The organism is Phaeobacter sp. QD34_24, from assembly GCF_028890115.1.
GTDB lineage: Bacteria > Pseudomonadota > Alphaproteobacteria > Rhodobacterales > Rhodobacteraceae > Phycobacter.
Genome location: NZ_JARCJD010000003.1, coordinates 104,004 through 128,130 on the forward strand (window position 1 = coordinate 104,004; position 24,127 = coordinate 128,130).

The following is a 24,127-nucleotide window of genomic DNA, read 5'->3' on the forward strand; positions in this document are numbered from 1 at the left end:
TCTGTGCGCCATGGTCGTGCCTTGCAAGATTGCCCTTTCCCCGGTTTCAATGCGAGGCTAAGGGGCACAGGAATGCATGGCGCGGCGTTCCTTCTGTCCGGGTGGACAGGGTGGCGCGCGGCTGGAAAGGAATACGAGCAATGTGGCAGGTGCTGTCGAGCGCATGGGCGCTGCTGTTGGGCATGGGTATGCTGATGATCGGCAACGGTCTTCAGGGCACCATCCTGGGCGTGCGCGGCGATCTGGAAGGGTTTTCCACGCTTGAGATGTCCTTTGTGATGTCGGCCTATTTCGTTGGCTTCCTTGGCGGATCGCGCATGGCGCCCGAGATGATCCGGCGGGTCGGCCATGTGCGGGTCTTTGCGGCACTGGCTTCGCTGATCTCGGCGGTGATGATTCTATATCCTGCGATCACCAACCCCTTTGCCTGGATGGCTGGGCGCGTCCTGATCGGCTTTTGCTTTTCCGGCGTGTATGTCACCGCGGAAAGCTGGCTGAACAATGCCGCCGACAATGCCAACCGGGGCAAGGCGCTGTCGCTTTACATGCTGGTGCAGATGCTGGGGATCGTCTCGGCCCAGGCGCTGATGCTGGTGGGTAACCCCTCGGGCTACGAGACATTCGTGATCGCCTCGGTGGTGGTTTCCGTTTCCTTTGCGCCGATCCTGTTGTCGATTTCGCCGACACCGGCCTTTGACACCACGAAACCGATGAGCCTGCGCGAGCTGATGCAGGCCTCTCCGCTGGGCTGCGTCGGCATGTTCCTGCTGGGGGGGGTCTTTTCGGCGCAGTTCGGGATGAGCGCGGTCTACGCCGCATCCGCCGGGCTGCCGCTGCCGCAGATTTCACTGTTTGTCGCCACCTTTTACGTTGGCGCATTGGTGCTGCAATATCCGCTGGGCTGGATCTCGGACCGCGTCGATCGCCGTGTCGTGATCCTGTTTGCTGCGGCCTTCAGCGGCGCAGCGGCGGTTTTGGGCATGGCCCTGGGCGGGAACTTTGTATTCCTGTTGGCGGCGGCCTTCCTGATCGGCGGTATGACCAACCCGCTCTATTCGCTGCTGATCGCCCATACCAATGATTACCTCGACTACGACGACATGGCTGCGGCCTCGGGCGGGCTGGTCTTCATCAACGGCCTGGGCGCCATCACCGGACCGCTGATCACCGGCTGGTTGATGGGGGAGAACGTCTTTGGCCCGCCGGGCTTCTTCCTGATCATGGCGGTGCTGACCTTTGCCCTGGCAGCCTATGCGGCCTACCGGATGACGCAGCGTGCCTCCATTGCCGCAGATGAATCAGGCTCCTTCGCGCCGATGGCGCCGACCGGGTCGCCGGTTGCGGTAGAATTTGCGCAGGAATATGTGATCGAAACCGAATTGGAAGAGCAAGAAGCCGCGCAAGAGCATGGATGATTGCGCTAACCTTCGGAATTCGTGAGCAATATTTCACCAATTGTCGGTCCTGTTGCAAAACGTGACGCTGTGGTGACTTGAAATGCCACGGCTAATTCCGCTGAACTTGCCCTATGGTCATGTAAGTGGAGTAGGCAAGATGGTAGGCCCCGAAGAGATCCTGGAATTCTGGCTGGACGAGGTCGGAGAAAAAGGATGGTACCTGCAGGATGAACCCCTGGATGAGACCATCCGGAGCAAGTTCCAAACCACCTGGGAGGCGGCCTGCGAGGGGCGGTTTTCGCTTTGGCTGACCTATCCCAGCGGCACGCTGGCCTATATCATCCTGACCGATCAGTTCCCGCGCAACATGTTCCGTGGCTCTGGGCAGGCCTTTGCCTCTGACGGGATTGCCCTTGCGGCGGCGAAGAATGCCGTTCACCGCAAATGGGACCTGAAGATCGATGAACCGGCACGGCAGTTCTTCTACCTGCCGCTGATGCATTCGGAAAACCTTTGTGATCAGGAGCGTTGCGTGCGCCTGCTGAAGGAGCGGATGCCTGAACGGGGCGACTCGAACCTGCTGCATGCCCGGGCGCATCGCGACGTGATCCGCAAGTTTGGCCGCTTCCCCTATCGCAACGCGGCGCTGATGCGGCACAGCACCTCTCCGGAACGGGCCTATGTCGCAGGCGGCGGCTACGGCGAAACCGTGCGCATGCTGCAGGCGGCGGGCTGATCTGCCCGCCCTTCCGAAGGCCCTGCTCCCGAAATGTTCATCGCAGGTTTAACGAAAGCGAGATTGCGGTGTCCCGCAAACTAGTTTAACGGTAAACTAGTTTTGATCGAGCTGGGTGAGGGATACCATGGCCGCACAGAGTTTTGACGTGATCGTAATTGGCGCAGGCCCCGGTGGCTATGTGGCCGCAATCCGCGCTGCACAACTGGGCCTGAAGACCGCCGTGATCGAGCGCGAAAATCTCGGTGGCATCTGCCTCAACTGGGGCTGTATCCCGACCAAGGCGATGCTGCGCTCGTCCGAAGTGTTCCACCTGATGCATCGCGCCAAGGAGTTTGGTCTCAAGGCGGATGGCATCGGCTATGATCTGGATGCAGTGGTCAAACGCTCGCGCGGGGTGGCCAAGCAACTGTCCTCGGGCGTGGCGCATCTTCTGAAGAAGAACAAGGTTACCGTGATCATGGGCGAGGCGACCATCCCCGCCAAGGGCAAGGTCACCGTGAAGACCGACAAGGGCACAGAGGAACTGACCGCCAAGAACATCATCCTGGCCACCGGCGCCCGTGCGCGTGAACTGCCGGGGCTTGAGGCGGACGGCGATCTGGTCTGGACCTATCGCCATGCGCTGACGGCACCGCGGATGCCGAAGAAATTGCTGGTCATCGGATCCGGCGCCATCGGAATCGAATTTGCTAGCTTCTTCAACACGCTGGGCGCCGATACCACCGTGGTTGAGGTGATGGACCGGGTGCTGCCGGTCGAGGATGCCGAGATTTCCGGCATGGCGAAGAAAGCCTTTGAAAAGCAGGGCATGAAAATCATGGAGAAATCCATGGTGAAGCAGCTGGATCGTGCAAAGGGCAAGGTCACCGCCCATATCGAAACCGGCGGCAAGGTCGAGAAGATGGAATTCGACACGGTGATCTCGGCCGTGGGGATCGTCGGCAATGTCGAAGGTCTGGGGCTGGAGGCGCTTGGCGTCCAGATTGACCGAACCCATGTGGTTACCGATGCCTTCTGCCGTACCGGCGTCGAGGGGCTTTATGCCATCGGCGATATCGCGGGCGCGCCCTGGCTTGCCCATAAGGCCAGCCATGAGGGCGTCATGGTGGCGGAACTGATCGCAGGTCAGCATGCGCATCCGGTGAAACCCGAAAGCATCGCAGGCTGCACCTATTGCCATCCTCAGGTCGCAAGCGTCGGCTATACCGAGGCCAAGGCCAAGGAGCTGGGATATGAGATCAAGGTTGGTCGCTTCCCCTTTGTCGGCAATGGCAAGGCCATCGCCCTGGGTGAACCTGAAGGCATGATCAAGACGATCTTTGACGCCAAGACCGGAGAGCTTTTGGGCGCGCATATGATCGGCGCCGAGGTGACCGAGCTGATCCAGGGCTATGTGGTGGGGCGCCAGCTGGAAACCACCGAAGAGGATCTGATGAACACGGTCTTCCCGCATCCGACCCTCAGCGAGATGATGCACGAAAGCGTCTTGAACGCCTTTGATCGCACCATTCACTTCTAGCCCCATCCGCATGGGGTGCTGAACGCCCGAGGCCTGCAGGGCCTTGGGCCTTTTCTGTTTCCGCTGGACGTGCCATTCCGTTCTGGCAACGGGCCGATACCGTCTTTGGCGCGGTTTGATTGAACTGAGTATTGGGAAACCGCTATGGCGACGCGCGAACACACTCGCTGGGGGCTGATCCTGCTGATCTGGGGCGCGGGCCTGGGGGCTGCCGCGCAATACGGCAAGGTCAGCGTGGTCTTCGACCAGATGTCAGCGCTGTTTTCGGGCACAGGCAGCGCCATCGGGTTCACCGTGTCGCTGGTCGGCTTCCTTGGCATCCTTCTGGGCGTCATCGCGGGTATGGTGGTTTCGGCCTTCGGATTTCGCCGGACACTGGTGGTCTGCCTCGCAGGTGGGGCGCTGATGTCGGCACTGCAGGTGCTGGATCTGCCATTCGGCATCTTTCTGGCGACCCGCGTGATCGAAGGCCTGTCGCATCTGGGCGTTGTGGTGGCTGCCCCGACCTTGATTGCGCAGCTCAGCGCGAACCGCCATCGTGGCGCTGCGCTGACCCTGTGGAGCACCTTTTTTGCGGTGTCATACGCGCTGTTGTCCTGGCTTGGCGTGCCGCTGGCGCGAGCCTGGGGCGTTCAGGCGCTGTTTGGCGCCCATGCTGTGATCATGGCTGGGCTGGCGCTGGTCCTGGCCCGAGCCTTGCACGCGGTGCCGGTGCCAGAGCGCCAGCCGATGCCGAAACTCTCTGCCATGCCCCGCCTGCATCTGGAGATCTTCCGCTCCCCCTGGCTGGTGGCCCCGGCGGCGGGCTGGCTGTTCTACACCATCTGCTTCGTCGCAATCCTGACCGTTCTGCCCCCCTATCTGGATCCGGCCTGGCGGGGTTTTGTGATGGGGGCGATGCCGCTCACCTCCATCGCGGTCTCCATGACCCTTGGCGTGGTTCTGCTGCGCCGTTTCAGCGCCGTGACCCTGGTGCAGGTTGGATTTGCCTTGAGTGCCCTGTCGCTGCTCTGGCTGTGGCTGGAGCCGGGCGCGCCGCTGGGTTGCCTGGCGCTGGCGGGGGCGCTGGGGTTGGTGCAGGGGCCAAGCTTTGCCTCGGTCGCGCAGCTCAATACCCGCGCCGCCGATCAGGCGGCTTCCAATGGCGCCATGGCCATGGCGGGCAACCTGGGCAATACCATCGGGACGCCGCTGATGGTCTGGGTCCTGGGCGCGGGCGGCTATAACGCCATGCTGCTGGTGGCGGCGATTGTCTTTGCCTCTGGCTGCGTTGTGCATGGCCTGTTGGCCGCTCAGCGCAGAAAATCAGATGTTCGCTGAACGTTCTTGATTTTGGGTTGGAGACTCGGCCAGCTTTGCCTATCTCTAGGGGCAAGCACCGGCGTCCAGGCCGGATGCGGGTATTGGGGGCTTTCATGGCTGAGCTGAAGACCATCGAGGTGCGCGGCGCGCGCGAACACAACCTGAAAAGCATCGACGTGGATATTCCGCGCGATGAACTGGTGGTTATCACCGGTCTTTCGGGCTCGGGCAAATCCTCGCTGGCCTTTGATACCATCTATGCCGAAGGGCAGCGCCGCTATGTGGAGTCCTTGAGCGCCTATGCGCGCCAGTTCCTCGACATGATGGAAAAGCCCGATGTGGATCACATCAGCGGCCTTAGCCCTGCGATTTCCATCGAGCAGAAGACCACCTCGAAGAACCCGCGCTCGACCGTCGGCACTGTGACCGAGATCTACGACTACCTGCGCCTGCTGTTTGCGCGCGCAGGCACCCCCTATAGCCCCGCAACCGGCCTGCCGATCGAGGCGCAGCAGGTTCAGGACATGGTCGACCGCATCATGGCGCTGGAGGAGGGCACCCGCGGCTACCTGCTGGCCCCCATCGTGCGCGACCGCAAGGGGGAGTACAAAAAGGAATTCCTCGAACTCAGGAAGCAGGGCTTTCAGCGGGTCAAGGTGGATGGTGAATTCTACGAGCTGGACGAGCCGCCGACGCTGGACAAGAAGTTCCGCCATGACATCGACGTGGTGGTGGACCGGATCGTGGTCCGTGAAGGGCTGGAAACCCGGCTGGCGGACAGTCTGCGCACCGCGCTGGATCTGGCGGATGGCATTGCGATCCTTGAAACCGCCCCGCGCGAAGGCGATCCCGAACGCATCACCTTCTCCGAAAACTTCGCCTGTCCCGTCAGTGGCTTCACCATCCCCGAGATCGAGCCGCGGCTGTTTTCCTTCAACGCGCCCTTCGGGGCCTGCCCGGAATGTGACGGGTTGGGAATGGAGCTGTTCTTTGACGAACGGCTGGTGGTTCCGGACCAGAGCCTCAAGGTCTATGACGGGGCGCTGGCGCCCTGGCGCAAGGGCAAGTCGCCCTATTTCCTGCAGACCATCGAGGCCATCGCCAACCATTACGAGTTCGACAAGAACACGCCCTGGAAGGATCTGCCTGCCCATGTGAAGCAGGTCTTCCTATACGGTTCGGGCGACGAGGAGATCGCCTTCCGCTATGATGAAGGCGGGCGGGTCTACAATGTCACCCGCGTCTTTGAAGGCGTCATTCCCAACATGGAGCGGCGCTACCGCGAGACCGACAGCAACTGGATCCGCGAGGAATTCGAACGCTACCAGAACAACCGCCCCTGCGGGGCCTGCGGCGGTTTCCGCCTGCGGGAAGAGGCGCTGGCGGTGCGGATTGCCGATGTCCACGTGGGGCAGGTGGTGCAGAAATCCATCCGCGAGGCGCTGGCCTGGATCGAGGATGTGCCGAACCACCTGAGCGTCCAGAAACAGGAAATCGCCCGTGCCATCGTCAAGGAAATCCGCGAACGTCTGGGCTTCCTCAACAATGTGGGGCTTGAGTACCTGACCCTCAGCCGCAATTCGGGCACCCTTTCGGGTGGCGAAAGCCAGCGGATCCGGCTGGCCAGCCAGATCGGCTCGGGGCTGACCGGCGTGCTATACGTGCTGGACGAGCCCTCGATCGGCCTGCACCAACGCGACAACGACCGGCTGATCACCACGCTGAAGAACCTGCGCGATCAGGGCAATACGGTGATCGTGGTGGAACATGACGAGGATATGATCCGCCAGTCCGATTACGTTTTCGATATCGGCCCCGGCGCGGGGGTGCATGGTGGCCAGGTGGTCAGCCACGGCACGCCAGAGCATATCGCTGCCGATCCGGCCTCGATCACCGGGCAGTATCTGTCAGGCACGCGCCAGATCGAAATTCCCGCCACCCGGCGCAAGGGCAACAAGAAGAAGATCAAGGTCGTCAAGGCGACCGGCAACAACCTGAAGGATGTGACCGCGGAATTCCCCTTGGGTAAATTCGTCTGCGTCACCGGCGTGTCGGGCGGCGGCAAATCCACCCTGACGATTGAGACCCTGTTCAAGACGGCGTCCATGCGCCTCAACGGCGCGCGCCAGACACCGGCACCCTGTGAGACCATCAAGGGGCTGGAGCATCTGGACAAGGTGATCGACATCGACCAGCGCCCCATCGGGCGCACGCCGCGGTCGAACCCCGCGACCTATACCGGCGCCTTTACCCCGATCCGCGATTGGTTCGCAGGCCTGCCCGAGGCCAAGACGCGCGGCTACAAACCAGGGCGGTTCTCCTTCAACGTCAAGGGCGGGCGCTGCGAGGCCTGCCAGGGTGATGGCGTCATCAAGATCGAGATGCACTTCCTGCCGGATGTCTACGTGGAATGCGAGACCTGCAAGGGAAAGCGCTATAACCGCGAAACGCTGGAGGTCACCTTCAAGGGTAAGAGCATCGCCGATGTGCTTGATATGACAGTGGAAGAGGCGCAGGGCTTCTTTGCCGCCGTGCCTTCGATCCGCGACAAGATGGATGCGCTGATGCGGGTGGGCCTTGGTTATATCAAGGTGGGCCAGCAGGCGACGACCCTGTCGGGCGGTGAGGCACAGCGGGTGAAGCTGTCGAAGGAACTGTCGAAACGCTCCACCGGGCGCACGCTCTATATCCTCGATGAACCCACCACCGGCCTGCATTTCGAGGATGTGAAGAAGCTCTTGGAGGTGCTGCACGAATTGGTGGAGCAGGGCAATTCCGTGGTGGTGATCGAGCATAACCTCGATGTGATCAAGACCGCCGACTGGATCATCGACATCGGCCCCGAAGGCGGCGATGGCGGCGGCGAGATCGTCGCGACCGGCACGCCCGAGGACGTCGCGAAAGAACCGCGCAGCCACACCGGGCGCTACCTCAAGCCGATGCTTGAGGCGCAGAAGGTCGCGGCGGAGTAGCTAAACTGACTAGGTGGGCTGGCCCCCATTGATACAGTGGGGGCCTTCCTTACTTCTTCATCGGGCAGGTGTTGAAACCCAGGATCGAATAGAGCGGGCAGGTGCCCAGCAGGCCGGTTGCCAGCGGCACCACGCCGATCCACATCCACCAGCCGTAGCCCATCAGCGCGCCGACGATCAGTAGCGCTCCGACGACGATCCGCAGGATCTTGTCCAGACCCCCAACGTTGTTTGCAAACATGGTAATTCCTTTCCTCGTTATGGCGGCAGGCTAGCGTCTGGCTGGCTGGGAAAACATGATTTGGGTCAAGGAAAAGGGGCGGCGCCATTTGGCCCGCCCCCATTATCTGATCGGTCTTGGTGTAGCTGAGGCTCAGTCGCGGCTGCGTTTCTCGAAACGCGGCAGCATGGCAGAGAAATCCATGCCCATGCCGTCTTCGTTCTCGACGAACTGAGTGTAGAGCGCCTCGGCCAGTTGTCCCATGGGGGTGTCGGCATCGGCGCTGCCTGCGGCCTGTTGCGACAGGCGCAGATCCTTCAGCATCAGCTCGGCTGCGAAACCGGGCTTGTAATCGTTGTCGGCGGGCGATTGCGGGCCGACACCCGGCGCCGGGCAATAGGCGTTCATGGTCCAGCTATAGCCCGAGGAGGTGGAGACCACGTCGAACATCTTCTGCCGGTCCAGGCCCAGCTTGTCGGCAAGGGCAAAGGCCTCGCAGGTGGCGATCATGGTGACGCCAAGGATCATGTTGTTGCAGATCTTGGCCGCTTGCCCCGCACCCGCATCACCGCAATGCACGGCCTTCTGGCCCATGATGTCAAACAGCGGCTTGGCCTTCTCGAACGCCTCGGCAGAGCCGCCCGCCATGAAGGTGAGCGTGCCGCCCGCGGCGCCGCCGATACCGCCCGAAACCGGCGCATCCACCGGCAACAGGCCAGCGGCAGAGGCTTTCTCGGCAACCGCGCGGGCCGAATCCACATCGACGGTGGAGCAATCCACGAAAGCTGCGCCCGCTTGCATCGCCGGGATGATCTCATCCGCGACGCTACGCAGGATCTGGCCATTGGGCAGCATGGTGATGACCACATCGGCACCCGCAGCGGCCTCGGCGCCAGAGGCCGCCAGGGTGACGCCCTCGACAGTGACCTTCGCCATGTCAAAGCCGGTCACGTCATGACCTGCGGCGGCCAGGTTGGCGGCCATCGGGCCACCCATGTTGCCAAGGCCGATAAATCCGATCTTCATGGGGTTACTCCTCCTCAAATGTCAGTGTATCCGCGCCGAGCGGCATCAGCATCTGGCTGACGGCCACGGCGGGCACGATACGATCCGCATATTGCCACTTGGGCTGGCGGTCCTTGTCAATGATCTGGGCGCGGATCCCTTCCAGGAAGTCGCCCTTTTCCATCGACCGGTAGGTGAAACGATATTCCAGATCCAGCGCCCGCTGGATGCTGAGCGTGGCGCCGCGCAACCGGTGCAGGATTTCCGCCGTACAGGCCATGGAGAGCGGCGAATTACGCAGAAGGGCCTTTTGCGCGCCCTTGGAAAACTCCGACTGCGCCATGTTCAGGTCGGTCAGGATATCGCCGAGCGTCTCTCCGGAAAACAGCCGGTCGATATCATCCTGCATGGGTTCCAGCGTGCCCTCGGGGGCGGTTTCTGCGGCCTCTGCCAGGATGTCGGGATTGCCGTCCTGCTCCAGCGCTGCGATCAGCCCGGGCCATTTCTCTTTCGGGATGTAGTGATCGGCGAAACCCGCATAGATGGCGTCTGCCGCCTTCATCCGGCCTGCGGTCAGGCCCAGGTATTCGCCCAGGCGACCGGGGGCCAGTGCCAGGATCAGGGTGCCGCCCACATCGGGGATCAGACCGATCCCGGCTTCGGGCATGGAGATCTGGCTGCTTTCGCAGACGATCCTATGGGTGCCGTGACAACCGATGCCGACGCCGCCCCCCATGGTGAAGCCCTGCAGGAAGCTGACCACGGGTTTCGGATATTCGAAAATGCGCGCATTCAGACGGTACTCGTCCCGCCAGAAGGTGCGACCATAGCCGTAATCGCCCGCCTTGCCGGTGGCGTAAAGCTCGGCAATGTCACCGCCCGCGCAGAAGGCCTTGTCGCCTGCGGCGTCGATCACCACCAGTTTGACGGCATCGTCCTTGGCCCAGTCTTTCAGCGCGGCATCAATCGCCATGCACATGTCATAGGACAGGGCGTTGAGCGCCTTTTCACGGGTCAGCGTGATCCGGCCAGCTGAGCCGGTCACGCGAATGTCGATATCGCTCATCTGGGGCCTCAGCGGTTTTCAGACAGCATGTGGCGGGCAACGATCACGCGCATGATCTCGTTGGTGCCTTCCAGGATCTGGTGCACCCGCAGGTCGCGGACCAGTTTCTCGATGCCGTAATCCGCCAGGTAGCCGTAGCCGCCATGCAGCTGCAGGCACTGATCGACCACTTTCGATCCGGCCTCGGTCACGAACTTCTTGGCCATGGCGCAGAATTTGGTGGCATCCGGCGCGCCCTGATCCAGCTTCCAGGCGGCCTGGCGCAGGAAGGTACGCGCGGCTTGCAGTTCGATCTCCATATCCGCAAGGCGGAACTGGAGGCCCTGGAACTGGTCGATGGATTTGCCGAAGGCCTTGCGCTCGCTCATGTATTGCAGGGTCATGTTCAGCGCGGTCTGCGCCGCGCCCAGCGAGCAGGAGGCGATGTTCAAACGGCCGCCGTCCAGGCCCATCATGGCGTATTTGAAGCCCTGGCCCTCTTCACCGACCAGGTTGTTCGCGGGGATTTTGCAATCGTCGAATTGCACCTGCGCGGTGGGCTGGCTTTTCCAGCCCATCTTGTCTTCAAGCCCGCCAAAGGACAGGCCCGCGGCGCCATCCTCGACATAGACGGTGGAAATCCCCTTGGGGCCATCCTCGCCGGTGCGCACCATGCAGACATAGGCATCCGAATAGCCGCCGCCCGAGATGAAGGCCTTGGTGCCATTGAGGGTGTAGCCTTCATTGCTACGCTCGGCGCGGGTCTTCAGCGCCGCCGCATCCGAGCCGGATCCCGGTTCGGTCAGGCAGTAGGACAGCACCGTGTTCAATGTCAGAACGTCGGGCATCACCCGCGCCTTCAACTCATCGCTGGCAAAGGTGTCCAGCATTTTGGCGCACATGTTGTGGATCGACAGGAAGGCCGCAACCGAGGGGCAGGCCATCGACAGGGCTTCGAACACCAGCGTTGCATCCAGCCGGGTCAGGCCCGAACCGCCGCCGTCTTCGCTGACATAGAGACCGCCGAAACCCAGCTCACCCACCTTGGGCCACAGATCCTTGGGGATGGTGCCTTCTGCCTCCCACTGGCGGGCAAAGGGGGCGATATTGTCCTGCCCGAAACCATAGGCCATATCGAAAATGGCGGTCTGCTCTTCTGTCAAAGCGAAATCCACGGCGGTTTCCTCCCTAAGGTTTCCTGAATTGAACGCTTGTTAATTTCTACAGGGAGAGGGTCCCGCAGGCAAGCTGCGCCCGTGCAAATTCATTCTGCAAGAATGAGCTTGCCCGAGACAGCCTGAGCGGCGGAATAAGCCGACGGAAACCGGGGAAGACGGTCTAGAGGATGCGCACCTGTGTGCCGATCTGAACCATCTCGTAGAGTTCCTCGACGTGCTGGTTATATAGCCCGATACAGCCGGACGAACTTTGCCGACCGATCTTGCGGGTGTCATGGGTGCCATGCACCAGATAGGCGGGCCAGGTCAGATACATGGCGCGTGTGCCCAGGGGGTTGCCGGGGCCGCCATTCATGAAGGCAGGCAGGCTCGGATCGCGTTCGCGCATGTTCGGCGTCGGCGTCCATCTTGGGTTCTTGGCCTTACGCACCACTTCTGTGTAGCCGCGTTTGGTCAGATCTTCGCTCATCGGCACGGATGAGGGGAACAGTCGGTAGGTTTCACCATCGCCGCCCCAATAGTGCACCGCGCGGGAGGTCACATCGGCAAGCAGGCAACCGACGCCCAACTCTTCAAAATGATCCTGCCAGTTCTGCTGGGCAAAGGCCGAGATATTACGCTTTACGGATTCCGTGTCGCGGATCGGCGCCTCATCGGTGGGAAAAGCATCTGTCGATTGCGCCCGCAAGATCGCGGGGCTGGCCAATGTACCTGCCAGGCCAAGCAGAGTTGCGCGACGTGTGATCCGGGGTGCCATGGGGCCTCCTGTGATATGTTCTGCTCATTGTTGTTTGGAACATATTCGGTTGTGTGAATTTGGCCAGAGGGCCTGCGGTGATTTCGGGCCGTCTCACGTAGATGTGTTTACAGGCCCTCGGAGTTGCAAGCCCCTTGACGTGGCCCCAAGCGAAAAAGGCAAAAAGCCCCGGCGCATGGCCGGGGCTTTCAATGTCATGAGTTGAGTGGATCTTAGTCCATCGGCTTGAAGTTGAACTCGCCACCTTCGCGGATGCCCGAGGGCCAGCGCGAGGTGATGGTCTTGGTGCGGGTGTAGAACTTGAACGCATCGGGACCGTGCTGGTTCAGGTCGCCGAATGCGGATTTCTTCCAGCCACCAAAGGTGTGATAGGCCAGCGGCACCGGGATCGGAACGTTGATGCCGATCATGCCGATGTTGATACGGTTGGCGAAATCGCGCGCGGTGTCGCCATCGCGGGTGAAGATCGCGGTGCCGTTGCCATATTCGTGGTCCATGGCATAGCCGAGGGCCTCTTCATAGGTCTTTGCACGCACGGTGGACAGGACCGGACCAAAGATCTCTTTCTTGTAGATGTCCATGTCGGTGGTCACGTTGTCGAACAGATGCGGGCCGACAAAGAAGCCGTCTTCATAGCCTTGCAGGTTGAAGTTCCGGCCATCGACGACCAGTTTCGCACCTTGCTCCACACCGGTTTCCACCAGGCGCAGGATGTTTTCCTTGGCGGCGGCGGTCACGACCGGGCCGTAATCCACATCGTTGCCAGCGGTATAGGGTCCGACCTTCAGCTTTTCGATGCGCGGCACCAGCTTTTCGATCAGGCGGTCGGCGGTTTCTTCACCCACCGGAACCGCGACCGAGATCGCCATGCAGCGTTCGCCTGCCGCGCCGTAGCCTGCACCGATCAGCGCGTCTGCGGCCTGGTCCAGATCCGCGTCGGGCATGATGATCATGTGGTTCTTGGCGCCGCCGAAGCACTGAACGCGCTTACCCTGCGAGCAGCCGGTGCCGTAGATATATTCGGCGATCGGGGTGGAGCCCACGAAGCCAACCGACTGGATGGTGTCGTTGTAGAGAATCGCGTCCACCGCTTCCTTGTCGCCGTTGACGACCTGCAGGATGCCCTTGGGCAGACCGGCTTCTTCCATCAGCTCGGCCAGCATCAGCGGCACGGAGGGGTCACGCTCGGAGGGCTTCAGGATGAAGGCGTTACCGCAGGCGATGGCGGGCGCGAACATCCACATCGGGATCATGGCCGGGAAGTTGAACGGGGTGATTCCCGCGGTCACGCCCAGGGCCTGACGCATGGAGTACATGTCGATGCCGGGGCCGGCGCTGTCGGTGAACTCACCCTTCAGCATCTGCGGCGCGCCGATGCAGTATTCCACCACTTCCAGGCCACGCTGCACGTCACCGGCAGCGTCGGGCAGGGTCTTGCCGTGCTCGCGGCTCAGCGCCTCGGCCAGCTTGTCCATGTCGCGGTTCAGAAGGTCGACGAACTTCATCAGCACGCGGGCGCGGCGCTGCGGGTTGACGGCGGCCCAGGCGGGCTGCACCTGCGCTGCGATGGCAACGGCCTGGTCCATTTCTTCCTTGGACGCGAGCGGCACCTTGGCCTGCACTTCGCCGGTCGCCGGGTTGAAGACATCGGCAAAGCGGCCGGATGTGCCTTTGACGTGTTCGCCGTTGATATAATGAGTGAGTTCTTGCATCGGAGTCCTCCCAATAGAGTTCGGCGGCATCCTAGGCTTGCAAAAAACACTGGAAAAGAGGAAAGATTTCAAAGAGGCTTTGCAGGAACGCAAGTCCGGCCATCGGTGATCCCTAGGCAGATCCCGGTGAACGGTAAAGATAGTCGAGGAGGAACCCGGCATGGACCCGCAATGGGATGATATGAAAGTCTTTCTGGCGGTGGCGCGGGAGGCGAGCCTGTCCGGCGCCGGGCGGGTTTTGAAGATGGATCCGGCCACGGTGGGACGCCGCATTGCAAGGTTCGAGGCCGCGCTGGATACACCGCTTTTTGTGAAATCGCCGCAGGGCTATGCCTTATCGGCCTCAGGCGACCGGCTGCTGGCCCATGCCGAAGCCGCCGAACAGGCCATGCGTGCAGGCCAGGAGGCGCTGAGCGGCCCCAGCGATACATTGTCCGGACAGATCCGCATCGGTGCCCCGGACGGCAGCGCCAATTACATCCTGCCGCAGGTCTGCGCTGCGATCGGCGAGGAAAATCCCGACCTTGATATCCAGATCGTCGCCCTGCCGCGGGTGATCAACCTGTCGCGCCGCGAAGCCGACATGGCGGTCACCGTCAGTGCGCCCACGGCCGGTCAGCTTCTGGTGCAGAAGATCACCGACTATAAATTGCACCTGGTGGGATCGCGCCATTATCTGCGCAATCACCCGCCGCTGGAGGCTCTGGAGGATCTGAAGGGCCATCGCATGATTGGCTATATCCCGGACATGATCTTTGACCGCGAATTGGATTATCTCAGCGACCTGGGGATCGAACGGGTGGCGCTGGCCTCCAATTCGGTTTCGGTGCAGATCAAACTCGCCGCCGAAGGCACCGCGCTGTGCGTTGCGCATGATTTCTCGCTGCCCGCGCACCGGGTGCTGCGCAAGGTTCTGACCGACAAGATCAGCCTCAAGCGCAGTTTCTACCTGGTGCGTCATCAGGGGGACCAGCGCAGCGAGCGGTTGAACCGGTTTGCCGAAGCCCTGTCAAAGGGGATCCGCGAAGAGGTGGCCCGCCTGGAGGCCCTGACCTGACAGCCCTGACCTGACAGCGCGGCTCCGGGCAGATCGGCTCCGTCAATCGCAGCAATCAACCTGTTCAGCACCGGACATTTTCTTGACTTGCATCTCTATTGCGGCAACGCTGGAAATTACGCAATAAAATTACAAGTTGGAGGGTTCATGCTGGTTCAATCGATATTGAAATCCAAGGCAAAGGCCGGGGTGGTCACCATCTCTCCGGATGCGCCGGTAGCGGATGCGGCCAAGCTGTTGGCGGAGAAGGGGATCGGCACGGTTGTGGTCTCTTCGGACGATGAGACCGCGCTGGGGATCCTGTCAGAGCGCGATATCGTGCGGGAGCTGGGCAAAAGCGGATCCGGCTGCCTGAGCTGCCAGGTCAAGGACTACATGACCAGCAAACTTGTCACCTGCACCAGCCATTCCAATGTGGAAGAGGTCCTGCAACAGATGACCGACGGGCGCTTTCGGCACATGCCGGTGATCGAAGAGGGCAAGATGGTCGGGCTGATCTCCCTTGGTGATGTGGTCAAGGCCAAGCTGGCCGAGGTCGCCATGGAAAAGGATGCCCTGGAAGGCATGATCATGGGGCATTGACCCCGAAGGCCCGCCGCGAAATCCGGGGCGGGCGCATTTGACGCGCCGGAACGGGGCTTTCCGTATTTTCCCCCTCTTGCCTTGGGCGGCGCAAATATGTTTGCGTGCGCCCGAGTTCTGAGGCGGCAGGAGGGGCCCCATGCGTGTAGGCTTGTACCCAGGCACATTCGACCCAATCACTTTGGGGCATATCGACATTATCCGTCGCGCAAGCGCGCTGGTGGATAAGCTGGTGATTGGCGTTGCCATCAACCGTGACAAGGGACCGCTGTTCTCCCTGGAAGAGCGCGTTGCCATGATCGAGGCGGAATGCGCCAAACTGTCCGAGCAGACAGGCACGGAAATCATCGCTCATCCCTTTGAAAACCTGCTGATCGACTGCGCCCGTGATGTGGGTGCGCAGATCATCGTGCGCGGTCTGCGCGCGGTTGCGGATTTTGAGTATGAATTCCAGATGGTGGGCATGAACCGGGCGCTGGACAGCTCGGTTGAAACCGTCTTTCTGATGGCCGAGGCGCGGCATCAGGCGATTGCCTCCAAGCTGGTGAAGGAAATCGCGCGGCTGGATGGGGATGTGTCGAAATTCGTAACCCCCCTGGTCAATGAAGAGCTGCGCAAGCGGCTCGGAAAGTGAGGCCAAACCATCGGCTGTTAATCGGACGGTTGTTAAGCGGAAAAGCCGGGCCCTGTGCCCGGCTTTGCTGTATCAGCACGGCAAGCGTGCCATTGGTGCTGCCAGGCCGAACTAGCGCCAGAAGGCGACCCAGTGGATCAGCTCGAACAGCTTTTTGCCAAGGAAGACCAGATGGGTGTCGCCAAAGAGGGTGATGTCCACTGAAACAGCGGCAATCAGGATCAGTCCCAGCACGATGGCGATTTGGTTTGTCATCTCTGATCTGTTCCTAGAAAAACGCCCGCCCAGATAACCTGAGCGGGCGCAAAACCTCAAGGCTTGTCACGATTTAGGAGGCGTGCCTCAGGTGAGGCGGCCCATCGCGGTGGCGACATCGGCCATGCGCACCGAGAAGCCCCATTCGTTGTCGTACCAGCACAGCACGCGCACCATGCGGCCCTCGACCACGCGGGTCTGGTCCGGTGCGAAGATCGAGCTTTCGCTGGAGTGGTTGAAGTCGGTGGAAACCAGCGGGGCAGGCTCATAGCCCAGAACGCCCGCCATGCGGCCTTTGGAGGCCTCGGCGACCAGCGCGTTGATTTCCTCTGCGGTCACCTCCTTGGCGGCGCGGAAGGTGAGATCCACGGCCGAGACATTGGGGGTGGGGACGCGGATGGCAGAGCCATCAAGACGGCCCTTGAGGTTCGGCAGAACCTCACCCAGGGCCTTGGCGGCGCCGGTGGAGGTGGGGATCATCGACATGGCGGCCGCGCGGGCGCGGTAGAGATCCTTGTGGCGGCGGTCCAGGGTCGGCTGGTCACCGGTATAGGCGTGGATCGTGGTCATGATGCCGCTTTCGATGCCGACACCTTCGTCCAGGACCTTGGCGATGGGCGCCAGGCAGTTGGTGGTGCAGGAGCCGTTCGACACCATGCGATCCGCGGCGGTCAGCTGGTCGTCGTTGACGCCAAAGACGATGGTCTTGTCGACGTTCTTGCCGGGGGCCGACAGCAGGACCTTGCCCGCGCCGCGCTCCAGGTGCGCCTTGGCCTTTTCGCCGTCGTTGAACTTGCCGGTGCATTCCAGGACGACATCGCAGCCCTCCCAGTCCAGCTCACCCATGTCGTAGGTGGAGAACATCTTCATGTCGCCACGGCCGAGATTCATGGTGCCGTCGCCGATGGTCACCTCGCCGGGGAAGCGGCCATGCACCGAGTCGTATTTGATCAGATGCGCTGCGGTTTCCAGCGGGCCGGTGGCGTTCACCTTGATCACTTCGATATCGTCACGGCCGGATGCCGCGATGTGCGAAAGGGTGCAGCGTCCGATACGGCCAAAACCGTTGATCCCGACTTTGATGGTCATTGGTATCTCTCCTGGCGAGCAAAACTTGCGCCGGATATAGACGGGTTCGTTAAATCCCTAAAGGGGCAAAAAGGGCGAAATGACAGCGTGTTAGCGCAAAACCTTTCCGGTGGCGGTAACGGTTTTGTGCCGGTGGCGATAACGATGGCCTCCCATTGCCGCGCTGCCGCATCGGTGACTGGTTCACCTTGCCTGTGGGACCGGATCGGTTAGGCTGCGGTCAAATTGGTGTGTAACAATGAGGAATCCCGATGAGCGGTTTACTGGCATTGCTGGATGATGTGGCAGGCATTGCCAAGGTGGCGGCGGCGTCTGTCGATGATGTTGCGGCCCAGGCGGCCAAGGCCGGGGCCAAGGCTGCGGGGGCGGTGATCGATGATGCGGCGGTCACCCCCAAATATGTGCATGGCTTTGCCGCCGAACGGGAACTGCCGATCATCTGGAAGATCACCAAGGGCTCGATCAAGAACAAGCTTTTGATCCTGCTGCCCATCGGGTTGTTGCTGGCAAACTTTGCGCCCTGGCTGATTTCGCCGCTGCTGATGCTGGGGGGCGCCTACCTGTGTTTCGAGGGCGCCGAGAAGATCTACCATGCCCTGGTGCCCCATGATACAAGCCACGTCTTCCCCGAGGATGAGCCGGGCGATCCGGCCCATCTGGAAGAGCAAAAGGCGGCCGGTGCGATCAAGACCGATTTCATCCTGTCGGCAGAGATCATGACCATCGCCCTGGCGGCGATCCCGGACAGCACTATCTGGATGGAGGCGGCGACCCTGGCCACCGTGGGTCTGGGTATCACCGTTGCGGTCTATGGATCGGTCGCGCTGATCGTGAAGGCGGATGATGTCGGGCTCTACCTGGCGCAAAACGCGCGGCTGGGGCTGACCCGTGCGCTGGGGCGTGGATTGGTCCATGCGATGCCGGGTTTCATGAAACTGCTGACCATCGTGGGCACTGCCGCGATGCTGTGGGTGGGCGGATCTATCGTCATTCACGGGATGGAGGAGCTGGGATTTGGCTGGCTGGGTCATCACATCCATGACTGGGCCTATGCCATCGGCCATGCGGTGCCGGACGCCTGGACTGGCTTTGTCGAATGGCTGGCCAAGGCGGGTATGGATGGCGTGTTTGGGGTGGCCCTGGGCATGATCCTGATCCCGGTTGCAACCCGCATCATCGCCCCGCTGGTCAGCGCGGTGACGGGAAAGACGTCGTCCCATTGACCGCCAAGCCGCTGACCCCGCCTCTTGTGGTTTTTTCCGATCTGGATGGAACCCTGCTGGATCATGACAGCTATTCCTGGCAGGCGGCTGTGCCTGCCTTGACGCGTCTGGCCGAAGTCGGCGCGCCGGTCGTTCTAGCCAGCAGCAAGACCGCAGCGGAAATCACTGTTCTGCAACGGGAAATGGGGCTGTCTGACTATCCGGCGATTGTCGAGAACGGCGCCGGTATCTTGGGGGAAGAGACGCCGCCCAAGTATGAATGCCTGAGGGTGGCATTGGACCAGACCCCCGCAGATCTGCGTCAGCAGTTTCGCGGCTTCGGGGACATGTCGGTGGCAGAGATCATCGACGTTACCGGTCTGTCGTCAGAGCAGGCCGCGCGGGCGGAGCAGCGCATGTTTTCGGAACCTGGGCTCTGGAGTGGATCGGAGACAGAGCGGCAGCGGTTTCAAGCGGCGCTTGGTGAGTTGGGTGTCACGGCCCGCTATGGCGGGCGGTTTCTGACGCTCTCTTTCGGTGGCACCAAGGCAGACCGGATGGAAGAGATCATCGCGCGCTATCGCCCGCGCCACACGGTTGCCCTGGGCGATGCGCCCAATGACGTTGAAATGCTGGAGAAGGCCGATTTCGGTGTCATCATTGCCAATAAATATAGCAAATCCCTGCCGGTGCTGAAAAATGAGGCAGAAGGCCGTGTCCTGCGCACGATAGAGGCTGGGCCTTCGGGTTGGAACCGGGCCATGATGGAGCTGCTAGACAGGCTGAATTTGCGCAGATGAGAGGCAGGCATGGTAGATTTTCATCAGAACGGGAACATCACGACGCTGCATAACCTGCGCACCCGGTCTTTGGATGAAATGAACTACGAGCTGGAAACATTTGCCCAGTCGCGAAAAATCTCCTTGATCCTGCCGTGTCTCTACTCGGAGCTGGAAACCGAGGCGATGCCGAAAATCGTCTCGGAACTTGCCAAGGTGCGCTACCTTCACCGTATTGTTGTCGGCCTTGATCGCGCCGATGAGGCGCAGTTTCGCCATGCGCAGGCCTTCTTCAAGGATTTGAACCAGAACCATGTGGTGATCTGGAATGACAGCCCGCGGATGAAGGCGCTTGGCGCCCGGCTGGAAGAGATGGGGCTTGCCCCCAGCGAACAGGGCAAGGGCAAGAATGTCTGGTCCTCCATCGGCTATCTGATGAGCTGCGAAGACAGCGCGGTGATGGCGATCCATGACTGCGATATCCTGACCTACACCAACGAGCTATTGGCGCGCCTGGTCTATCCGGTGGCCAACCCCAGCTTTCCCTATCAGGTGGCCAAGGGGTTTTACGCACGTGTGGGGCAGGACCGGCTGAACGGGCGGGTGACGCGGCTTCTGGTCAGCCCCTTGCTGATCGCGCTGAAACGGGTGATCGGGGATCGCGATTACATCGATTACCTGCGCAGTTTTCGCTATCCGCTGTCGGGGGAATTCGCCATGCGGACCAGCATCCTGCCGGATCTCAGGATCCCGTCCGATTGGGGTTTGGAGATTGGCGTCTTGTCCGAGGCCTGGCGCAACCTTGCGCCCAAGGCGGTCTGCCAGGTGGAGATCGCGGATTCCTACGATCACAAGCATCAGGACCTCAGCCCCGAGGATGCGCAGGCAGGCCTGAACCGGATGTCGGTGGATATCTGCAAGGCGATCTTCCGCAAGCTGGCCGCCGATGGCACCGTATTCACCACCAATATCTTCCGCACGCTCAAGGCCACCTATTACCGCAGTGCGCTGGATCTGCTTGAAGCCTATTACGCCGATGCCAAGATGAACGGGCTCAGCATCGATCGGCACAGCGAGGAACGCTCGATCGAGCTTTTTGCCGAGAACATCATGCGGGCGGGGCAGTTCTTTCTCGATAACCCGCATGAAACTCCCTTCATCCCCACCTGGAGCCGGGTGCATGCGGCTGACCCCGCCTTCCTGCGTGACATGCAGGCGGCTGCAGCCGCTGATATCGATGAATATCAGTGACTTGTAGGTGTCAGTGCAGGTTGGTGATCCAGCGGCACTGATAGGGCGCAAGGGTGATGGTGCCATCCATCATCGCCACGTGATCGCCTGAAAGGATATCCACCCAGGAGTCTTCCTCGATCAGGTTCAGGTGATGAGAGGGCAGCGCCACCGTCTCCTTGCTGACGTTATGCAGCGCAAAGATCGACTGGCTGCGATCCAGGCTTTGCCGCCACAGGGCAAAGACCCGCGCATCGCCTGAATTGAGGGTGAATTGCGTGGCGTTGGGGTGAAAGGCGCTCTGTTTCTTGCGCAGCTCCAGCCGGTGTCTCAGGGTTGCCAACACGCGGGCCTGCAGGCTGTCCTCATCCTCCAGCAGCATGCGCAGGTCGCCATAGTCCCAGCGATGGCGGTTGATGGCCCGGTTCATGCCGCGCTTTTTGACCGAGGCGTGATCGTTCGGGGTGGCCAGCAGGGAGTGGATGTAGAAGGCGGGAATGCCCTCCAGCGCCATCACGATGGATTGTGAGCATATGAACCGCTCAAAGTGATAGGCGTCCGGCCCGTCGAAGGTTTCGGTCAGCGCCTCGTAGAAGGTGGTGTTCAGTTCATATGGGGATTCGCCGCCGTCGGGCAGGGCGCGCATCGAGACCAGCCCGCCCGATTGGCGCACGGTGTCGATCATGCGCTGCTGTTCCTCGGCGCTCAGCAACCCTTCGGCGGGGCGCATGCCGATTCCGTCATGGCTGGCGGTAAAGTTGAAATAGGCACAGCCCAGGGGGGCGGGCGGCATCGCCTTTTGCCATTCCACCAGATGGCGCGCTTCACCCGATAGCATGGCATGAAGGATCAGGGGCGGCAGTGGGAAGTTGTAGATCATATGCGCCTCGTCCCGGGCGCCGAAATAGCTGAGGTTTTCGGTCTTGGGCACATTGGTCTCGGTGATCAGCACCACCTTTTCCGCCGTATTGTCGCACAGCATGCGCATCAGCTTGATGATCTCATGGGTCTGGCGCAGGTGGATCGAGGGGGTGCCGACCTCCTTCCAGATGAAGGCCACCGCATCGAGCCGGATCATCCGCACCCCATTGTCCAGATGCAGCCGGATGATGCGCAGGAATTCCAGCAGAACCTCGGGGTTGCGGAAATCGAGATCGATCTGGTCATGGGAAAAGGTGCACCAGACATGGCGTTCCCCCATCGCGGTTTCGACCTGTTGCAACAAGGGCGTCGTGCGCGGGCGCACCACGGCGCTCAGATCATCCTCGGGGCTGGCTTCGAAAAAGAACCTGTCATAGGGCGCTTGCCCCTGCCGGTAGGCGTTGAACCAGGCGCCCTGGCTGGAGACATGGTTCAGCACCAGATCCGACATCAGGGTGAACTCATCCGCGATCCGGTTGATGTCGGTCCAATCGCCCAATTGCGGATTGACGCTACGGAAATCGGAAACCGCAAAGCCATCGTCAGAGGTGAAGGGAAAGAAGGGCAGGATATGGACGCTGTTCAGCCAGCCCTTGCAATAGCGGCGCAGGAAATCATTGAGCAGGTCCAGGGGCTTGTGCTGCCCATCCGCCAGGGAGTTGCCATAGGTGATGACCAGCGCGTCCTCTTCGCTCCACATCCGGTTTCCGGGTGTTCGCCCGCGTTTGCGTCTTTTGCCGGGATCGGGCCAGAAGGCCTGGTTGATCGCGCGCGCAAAGGCTTCGGCGTCGATGTCGGGATAGATCCGTGCGATACGCGCGGTCAGGGCGCGGTGAAAGGATTGGGTCGGCTGTGTCATGTCCTGCAGTCAAACACGCGAGGCTTTGTGGGGCCAATCCCATCCTGCAAATCCGGCGGGCAAATTGAGGAGCACCGTCCATTTTTTCAGCACCGCAGGCGCTGTTATATGGGCTCGCCAGCAGCGCCTAGTCGTAGAATTGAGGAGCCTTTTTCAACTGCGGCCACTGCGCCGGGCAATGACCGTAGATGACCATGGCGTCTCGACCGTGGGCAAGCTCCAATATACGCCGGGCGCTGGCCTGGGCAGCAATCGGATCTGGTGCACTGTCGAAGCCTTCGGCGATCTCATCGGGGCGGGAAATGGCATCCGAGGTCAACAAAACGGAGCCGGTTTGGGGTAGATCCAGCAGAACTGCAATCTGGCCCGGCGTGTGGCCGGGGGCCATGAGCAGATCAAACCCGGGACCGATCGCACTGTCGCTCTCCAGGGTCAGGTAGCGGCGGTCTGGCCAATCCCAGGGTCGAACCTCGCTCCAGTATAGCGGGCGTGGCAGATCTCTTTCGGGTTTTGCAAGAATGATCGGGGCCTGCGGGAAATCAAAGAGGCCGCCGATATGATCAATATGCGTATGGGTGAGCACGAAGTAGTCGATGTCATCCCCCGTCACGCCAGCACGTGCCAACTGGACCTGTGGCAGGTTCTGGGGCGTGCAGGTCAGAACCTCTCCGAAGGTATGCAGGCGATCCTCTGCGGTGGCCTGTTCCGGATCCGCGGCGTATTTGGCGGGAAAGCCGGAATCGATCAGCACGTTTTCGCCCGCCTCCGTTTGAACCAGGAAACCGCAGATCCCGATCTTGCGCCCGTTCGAGTGCACACGAAACAGACCAAAATCCAGCATGAACAGGCGCTTGGGATTCCCGGTGAGCAGTCCCTCAGGGGGCAGGTGTTCGATCACGCCCGCCATCCTGCGGTCACGCCACCCGGTTGGCCGAAGCCGCGAGCAGCTGGCGTGTGTAGTCAGAGCGCGCATCGCCGTTGCGCATGGCATCGATGCTGAGGATCTCGACGATTTCCCCATTCTGCATCACCGCCGCCTGATCACACATATGGGCCACCACGGCCAGATCGTGGGACACCATCACATAGGTCAGGTGATGTTCGGCGCGCAAATCGCTCAAAAGGTTCAGGATTTCCGCCTGAACGGAAACGTCCAATGCCGAGGTCGGCTCATCCAGCAGCAGGATTTCCGGCTCGGGCGCCAGGGCGCGGGCGATGGCCACCCGCTGGCGTTGGCCGCCCGACAGCTGATGCGGATAGCGGAACCGGAAGGCCGATCCAAGCCCCACATCCTCCAGCAGCCGGTTGACCCGGTCGTCGATGTTGGAGGCGCCGTGCAAGTAGAGCGTTTCCGACAGGACCTGATCCACCGATTGGCGCGGATGCAGCGAGGCATAGGGGTCCTGGAACACCATCTGAACGGATCGGTAAAACCGGCGATCGCGCTTGGCGCCCAGCTGTTGCCCGGCAACACGCATGGTGCCCTCCCACTGGGGCGCCAATCCGGTCAACGCCTTCAGGATGGTTGATTTTCCCGACCCGCTTTCGCCGACCAGGCCAAAACTCGCTCCCTTTTCAACGGTAAAGGAGGCGTTCTTTACTGCATGAAAACTCTCGTGAGGGGCGCCGAAATAGACGTTCAGCCCGTCGATCTGCAAAGCCGGGGTCATGGG

At 61.3% G+C, this 24,127-nt stretch carries 22 protein-coding genes; 11 read left to right on the top strand and 11 right to left on the bottom strand.

The features are described from left to right. Positions 1-140: 140 nt before the first annotated feature. The 5 genes from PXK07_RS03360 (at position 141) to uvrA (ending at position 7,929) form a co-directional block, all read left to right on the top strand. Positions 141-1,415, top strand: a complete 1,275-nt coding sequence (locus PXK07_RS03360) for an MFS transporter (protein WP_274846775.1) — start codon at positions 141-143, stop codon at positions 1,413-1,415. Positions 1,416-1,554: 139 nt separating this feature from the next. Continuing rightward, a complete protein-coding gene (locus PXK07_RS03365; RefSeq protein ID WP_274846776.1) occupies positions 1,555-2,133 on the top strand; it encodes a DUF924 family protein in 579 nt (192 codons plus the stop codon). 127 nt (positions 2,134-2,260) lie between these two features. Further along, on the top strand, positions 2,261-3,655 hold the full coding sequence (gene lpdA / locus PXK07_RS03370) for a dihydrolipoyl dehydrogenase (RefSeq protein WP_274846777.1): 1,395 nt from the start codon (positions 2,261-2,263) through the stop codon (positions 3,653-3,655). A gap of 144 nt (positions 3,656-3,799) precedes the next feature. After that, the gene (locus PXK07_RS03375; RefSeq protein ID WP_274846778.1) at positions 3,800-4,975 is read left to right on the top strand and encodes an MFS transporter; all 1,176 of its coding nucleotides are present in this window, start codon (positions 3,800-3,802) and stop codon (positions 4,973-4,975) included. A 95-nt stretch (positions 4,976-5,070) separates the two neighbouring features. Further along, positions 5,071-7,929: an excinuclease ABC subunit UvrA gene (gene uvrA / locus PXK07_RS03380; protein ID WP_274846779.1), complete on the top strand. Its 2,859-nt coding sequence runs from the start codon at positions 5,071-5,073 to the stop codon at positions 7,927-7,929. A gap of 49 nt (positions 7,930-7,978) precedes the next feature. Here the strand turns inward: uvrA and PXK07_RS03385 are convergent, their stop codons facing one another. The 6 genes from PXK07_RS03385 to PXK07_RS03410 form a co-directional block, all read right to left on the bottom strand. Next, positions 7,979-8,170 carry a YgaP family membrane protein gene (locus tag PXK07_RS03385; RefSeq protein WP_274846780.1) on the bottom strand — a complete coding sequence of 64 codons (192 nt, stop codon included), beginning with the start codon at positions 8,168-8,170 and terminating at the stop codon, positions 7,979-7,981. A gap of 132 nt (positions 8,171-8,302) precedes the next feature. After that, positions 8,303-9,175, bottom strand: a complete 873-nt coding sequence (gene mmsB / locus PXK07_RS03390) for a 3-hydroxyisobutyrate dehydrogenase (RefSeq protein ID WP_274846781.1) — start codon at positions 9,173-9,175, stop codon at positions 8,303-8,305. 4 nt (positions 9,176-9,179) lie between these two features. Then, complete coding sequence (locus PXK07_RS03395; protein ID WP_274846782.1) at positions 9,180-10,220, bottom strand: enoyl-CoA hydratase/isomerase family protein; 1,041 nt, start codon at positions 10,218-10,220, stop codon at positions 9,180-9,182. Positions 10,221-10,228: 8 nt separating this feature from the next. Beyond that, complete coding sequence (locus PXK07_RS03400) at positions 10,229-11,374, bottom strand: acyl-CoA dehydrogenase family protein (RefSeq protein WP_274846783.1); 1,146 nt, start codon at positions 11,372-11,374, stop codon at positions 10,229-10,231. 163 nt (positions 11,375-11,537) lie between these two features. Further along, complete coding sequence (locus PXK07_RS03405) at positions 11,538-12,134, bottom strand: L,D-transpeptidase (RefSeq protein ID WP_274846784.1); 597 nt, start codon at positions 12,132-12,134, stop codon at positions 11,538-11,540. A 212-nt stretch (positions 12,135-12,346) separates the two neighbouring features. Continuing rightward, positions 12,347-13,846, bottom strand: coding sequence for a CoA-acylating methylmalonate-semialdehyde dehydrogenase (locus PXK07_RS03410; protein ID WP_274846785.1), 1,500 nt, complete (start codon positions 13,844-13,846; stop codon positions 12,347-12,349). Between the two features lie 160 nt (positions 13,847-14,006). On the opposite strand from PXK07_RS03410, the gene PXK07_RS03415 reads away from it, so the two are divergent. The 3 genes from PXK07_RS03415 (at position 14,007) to coaD (ending at position 16,119) form a co-directional block, all read left to right on the top strand. Continuing rightward, positions 14,007-14,903 (top strand): LysR family transcriptional regulator, encoded by an 897-nt coding sequence (locus tag PXK07_RS03415; RefSeq protein WP_274846786.1) that lies wholly within the window; start codon positions 14,007-14,009, stop codon positions 14,901-14,903. Between the two features lie 147 nt (positions 14,904-15,050). Continuing rightward, positions 15,051-15,485 (top strand): CBS domain-containing protein, encoded by a 435-nt coding sequence (locus tag PXK07_RS03420; protein WP_274846787.1) that lies wholly within the window; start codon positions 15,051-15,053, stop codon positions 15,483-15,485. A gap of 139 nt (positions 15,486-15,624) precedes the next feature. Beyond that, the gene (coaD, locus tag PXK07_RS03425) at positions 15,625-16,119 is read left to right on the top strand and encodes a pantetheine-phosphate adenylyltransferase (protein ID WP_274846788.1); all 495 of its coding nucleotides are present in this window, start codon (positions 15,625-15,627) and stop codon (positions 16,117-16,119) included. Between the two features lie 111 nt (positions 16,120-16,230). On the opposite strand, the gene PXK07_RS03430 is transcribed toward coaD, so the two are convergent. Then, positions 16,231-16,374, bottom strand: coding sequence for a hypothetical protein (locus tag PXK07_RS03430; protein ID WP_274846789.1), 144 nt, complete (start codon positions 16,372-16,374; stop codon positions 16,231-16,233). An 87-nt stretch (positions 16,375-16,461) separates the two neighbouring features. After that, entirely contained in the window at positions 16,462-17,463 is a 1,002-nt protein-coding gene (gene gap / locus PXK07_RS03435; protein WP_274846790.1) for a type I glyceraldehyde-3-phosphate dehydrogenase, read from the bottom strand. 251 nt (positions 17,464-17,714) lie between these two features. Between gap and PXK07_RS03440 the strand changes: the two genes are divergently transcribed. The 3 genes from PXK07_RS03440 to PXK07_RS03450 are packed head-to-tail and all read left to right on the top strand — an operon-like array spanning position 17,715 to position 20,695. Then, the gene (locus PXK07_RS03440; RefSeq protein WP_274846791.1) at positions 17,715-18,686 is read left to right on the top strand and encodes a DUF808 domain-containing protein; all 972 of its coding nucleotides are present in this window, start codon (positions 17,715-17,717) and stop codon (positions 18,684-18,686) included. After that, positions 18,683-19,465 (top strand): HAD-IIB family hydrolase, encoded by a 783-nt coding sequence (locus tag PXK07_RS03445; RefSeq protein ID WP_274846792.1) that lies wholly within the window; start codon positions 18,683-18,685, stop codon positions 19,463-19,465. The genes PXK07_RS03440 and PXK07_RS03445 overlap by 4 nt, the downstream gene beginning before the upstream one ends. Positions 19,466-19,474: 9 nt before the next feature. Then, positions 19,475-20,695, top strand: a complete 1,221-nt coding sequence (locus PXK07_RS03450; protein ID WP_274846793.1) for a glycosyl transferase — start codon at positions 19,475-19,477, stop codon at positions 20,693-20,695. 10 nt (positions 20,696-20,705) lie between these two features. Here PXK07_RS03450 and PXK07_RS03455 read toward each other — a convergent pair whose 3' ends face one another. From PXK07_RS03455 to PXK07_RS03465, 3 genes are all read right to left on the bottom strand, one after another. Beyond that, a complete protein-coding gene (locus PXK07_RS03455) occupies positions 20,706-22,454 on the bottom strand; it encodes an alpha-amylase family glycosyl hydrolase (RefSeq protein WP_274846794.1) in 1,749 nt (582 codons plus the stop codon). A 127-nt stretch (positions 22,455-22,581) separates the two neighbouring features. Further along, positions 22,582-23,352 carry an N-acyl homoserine lactonase family protein gene (locus PXK07_RS03460; RefSeq protein ID WP_446728348.1) on the bottom strand — a complete coding sequence of 257 codons (771 nt, stop codon included), beginning with the start codon at positions 23,350-23,352 and terminating at the stop codon, positions 22,582-22,584. A gap of 16 nt (positions 23,353-23,368) precedes the next feature. Continuing rightward, positions 23,369-24,124 (bottom strand): ABC transporter ATP-binding protein, encoded by a 756-nt coding sequence (locus tag PXK07_RS03465; protein ID WP_274846889.1) that lies wholly within the window; start codon positions 24,122-24,124, stop codon positions 23,369-23,371. Positions 24,125-24,127: the final 3 nt, after the last annotated feature.

What these genes read in the sequence shown, in the direction of transcription:
- PXK07_RS03420 (WP_274846787.1), top strand. Translation starts at nt 15,051, where the DNA reads ATGCTGGTTCAATCGATATTGAAATCCAAGGCAAAGGCCGGGGTGGTC.
- coaD (WP_274846788.1), top strand. Translation starts at nt 15,625, where the DNA reads ATGCGTGTAGGCTTGTACCCAGGCACATTCGACCCAATCACTTTGGGG.
- PXK07_RS03375 (WP_274846778.1), top strand. Translation starts at nt 3,800, where the DNA reads ATGGCGACGCGCGAACACACTCGCTGGGGGCTGATCCTGCTGATCTGG.
- PXK07_RS03405 (WP_274846784.1), bottom strand. Translation starts at nt 12,134, where the DNA reads ATGGCACCCCGGATCACACGTCGCGCAACTCTGCTTGGCCTGGCAGGT.
- PXK07_RS03385 (WP_274846780.1), bottom strand. Translation starts at nt 8,170, where the DNA reads ATGTTTGCAAACAACGTTGGGGGTCTGGACAAGATCCTGCGGATCGTC.
- mmsB (WP_274846781.1), bottom strand. Translation starts at nt 9,175, where the DNA reads ATGAAGATCGGATTTATCGGCCTTGGCAACATGGGTGGCCCGATGGCC.
- PXK07_RS03415 (WP_274846786.1), top strand. Translation starts at nt 14,007, where the DNA reads ATGGACCCGCAATGGGATGATATGAAAGTCTTTCTGGCGGTGGCGCGG.
- PXK07_RS03365 (WP_274846776.1), top strand. Translation starts at nt 1,555, where the DNA reads ATGGTAGGCCCCGAAGAGATCCTGGAATTCTGGCTGGACGAGGTCGGA.
- PXK07_RS03455 (WP_274846794.1), bottom strand. Translation starts at nt 22,454, where the DNA reads ATGACACAGCCGACCCAATCCTTTCACCGCGCCCTGACCGCGCGTATC.
- PXK07_RS03440 (WP_274846791.1), top strand. Translation starts at nt 17,715, where the DNA reads ATGAGCGGTTTACTGGCATTGCTGGATGATGTGGCAGGCATTGCCAAG.
- PXK07_RS03395 (WP_274846782.1), bottom strand. Translation starts at nt 10,220, where the DNA reads ATGAGCGATATCGACATTCGCGTGACCGGCTCAGCTGGCCGGATCACG.
- PXK07_RS03430 (WP_274846789.1), bottom strand. Translation starts at nt 16,374, where the DNA reads ATGACAAACCAAATCGCCATCGTGCTGGGACTGATCCTGATTGCCGCT.
- lpdA (WP_274846777.1), top strand. Translation starts at nt 2,261, where the DNA reads ATGGCCGCACAGAGTTTTGACGTGATCGTAATTGGCGCAGGCCCCGGT.
- uvrA (WP_274846779.1), top strand. Translation starts at nt 5,071, where the DNA reads ATGGCTGAGCTGAAGACCATCGAGGTGCGCGGCGCGCGCGAACACAAC.
- PXK07_RS03360 (WP_274846775.1), top strand. Translation starts at nt 141, where the DNA reads ATGTGGCAGGTGCTGTCGAGCGCATGGGCGCTGCTGTTGGGCATGGGT.
- gap (WP_274846790.1), bottom strand. Translation starts at nt 17,463, where the DNA reads ATGACCATCAAAGTCGGGATCAACGGTTTTGGCCGTATCGGACGCTGC.
- PXK07_RS03465 (WP_274846889.1), bottom strand. Translation starts at nt 24,124, where the DNA reads ATGACCCCGGCTTTGCAGATCGACGGGCTGAACGTCTATTTCGGCGCC.
- PXK07_RS03450 (WP_274846793.1), top strand. Translation starts at nt 19,475, where the DNA reads ATGGTAGATTTTCATCAGAACGGGAACATCACGACGCTGCATAACCTG.
- PXK07_RS03410 (WP_274846785.1), bottom strand. Translation starts at nt 13,846, where the DNA reads ATGCAAGAACTCACTCATTATATCAACGGCGAACACGTCAAAGGCACA.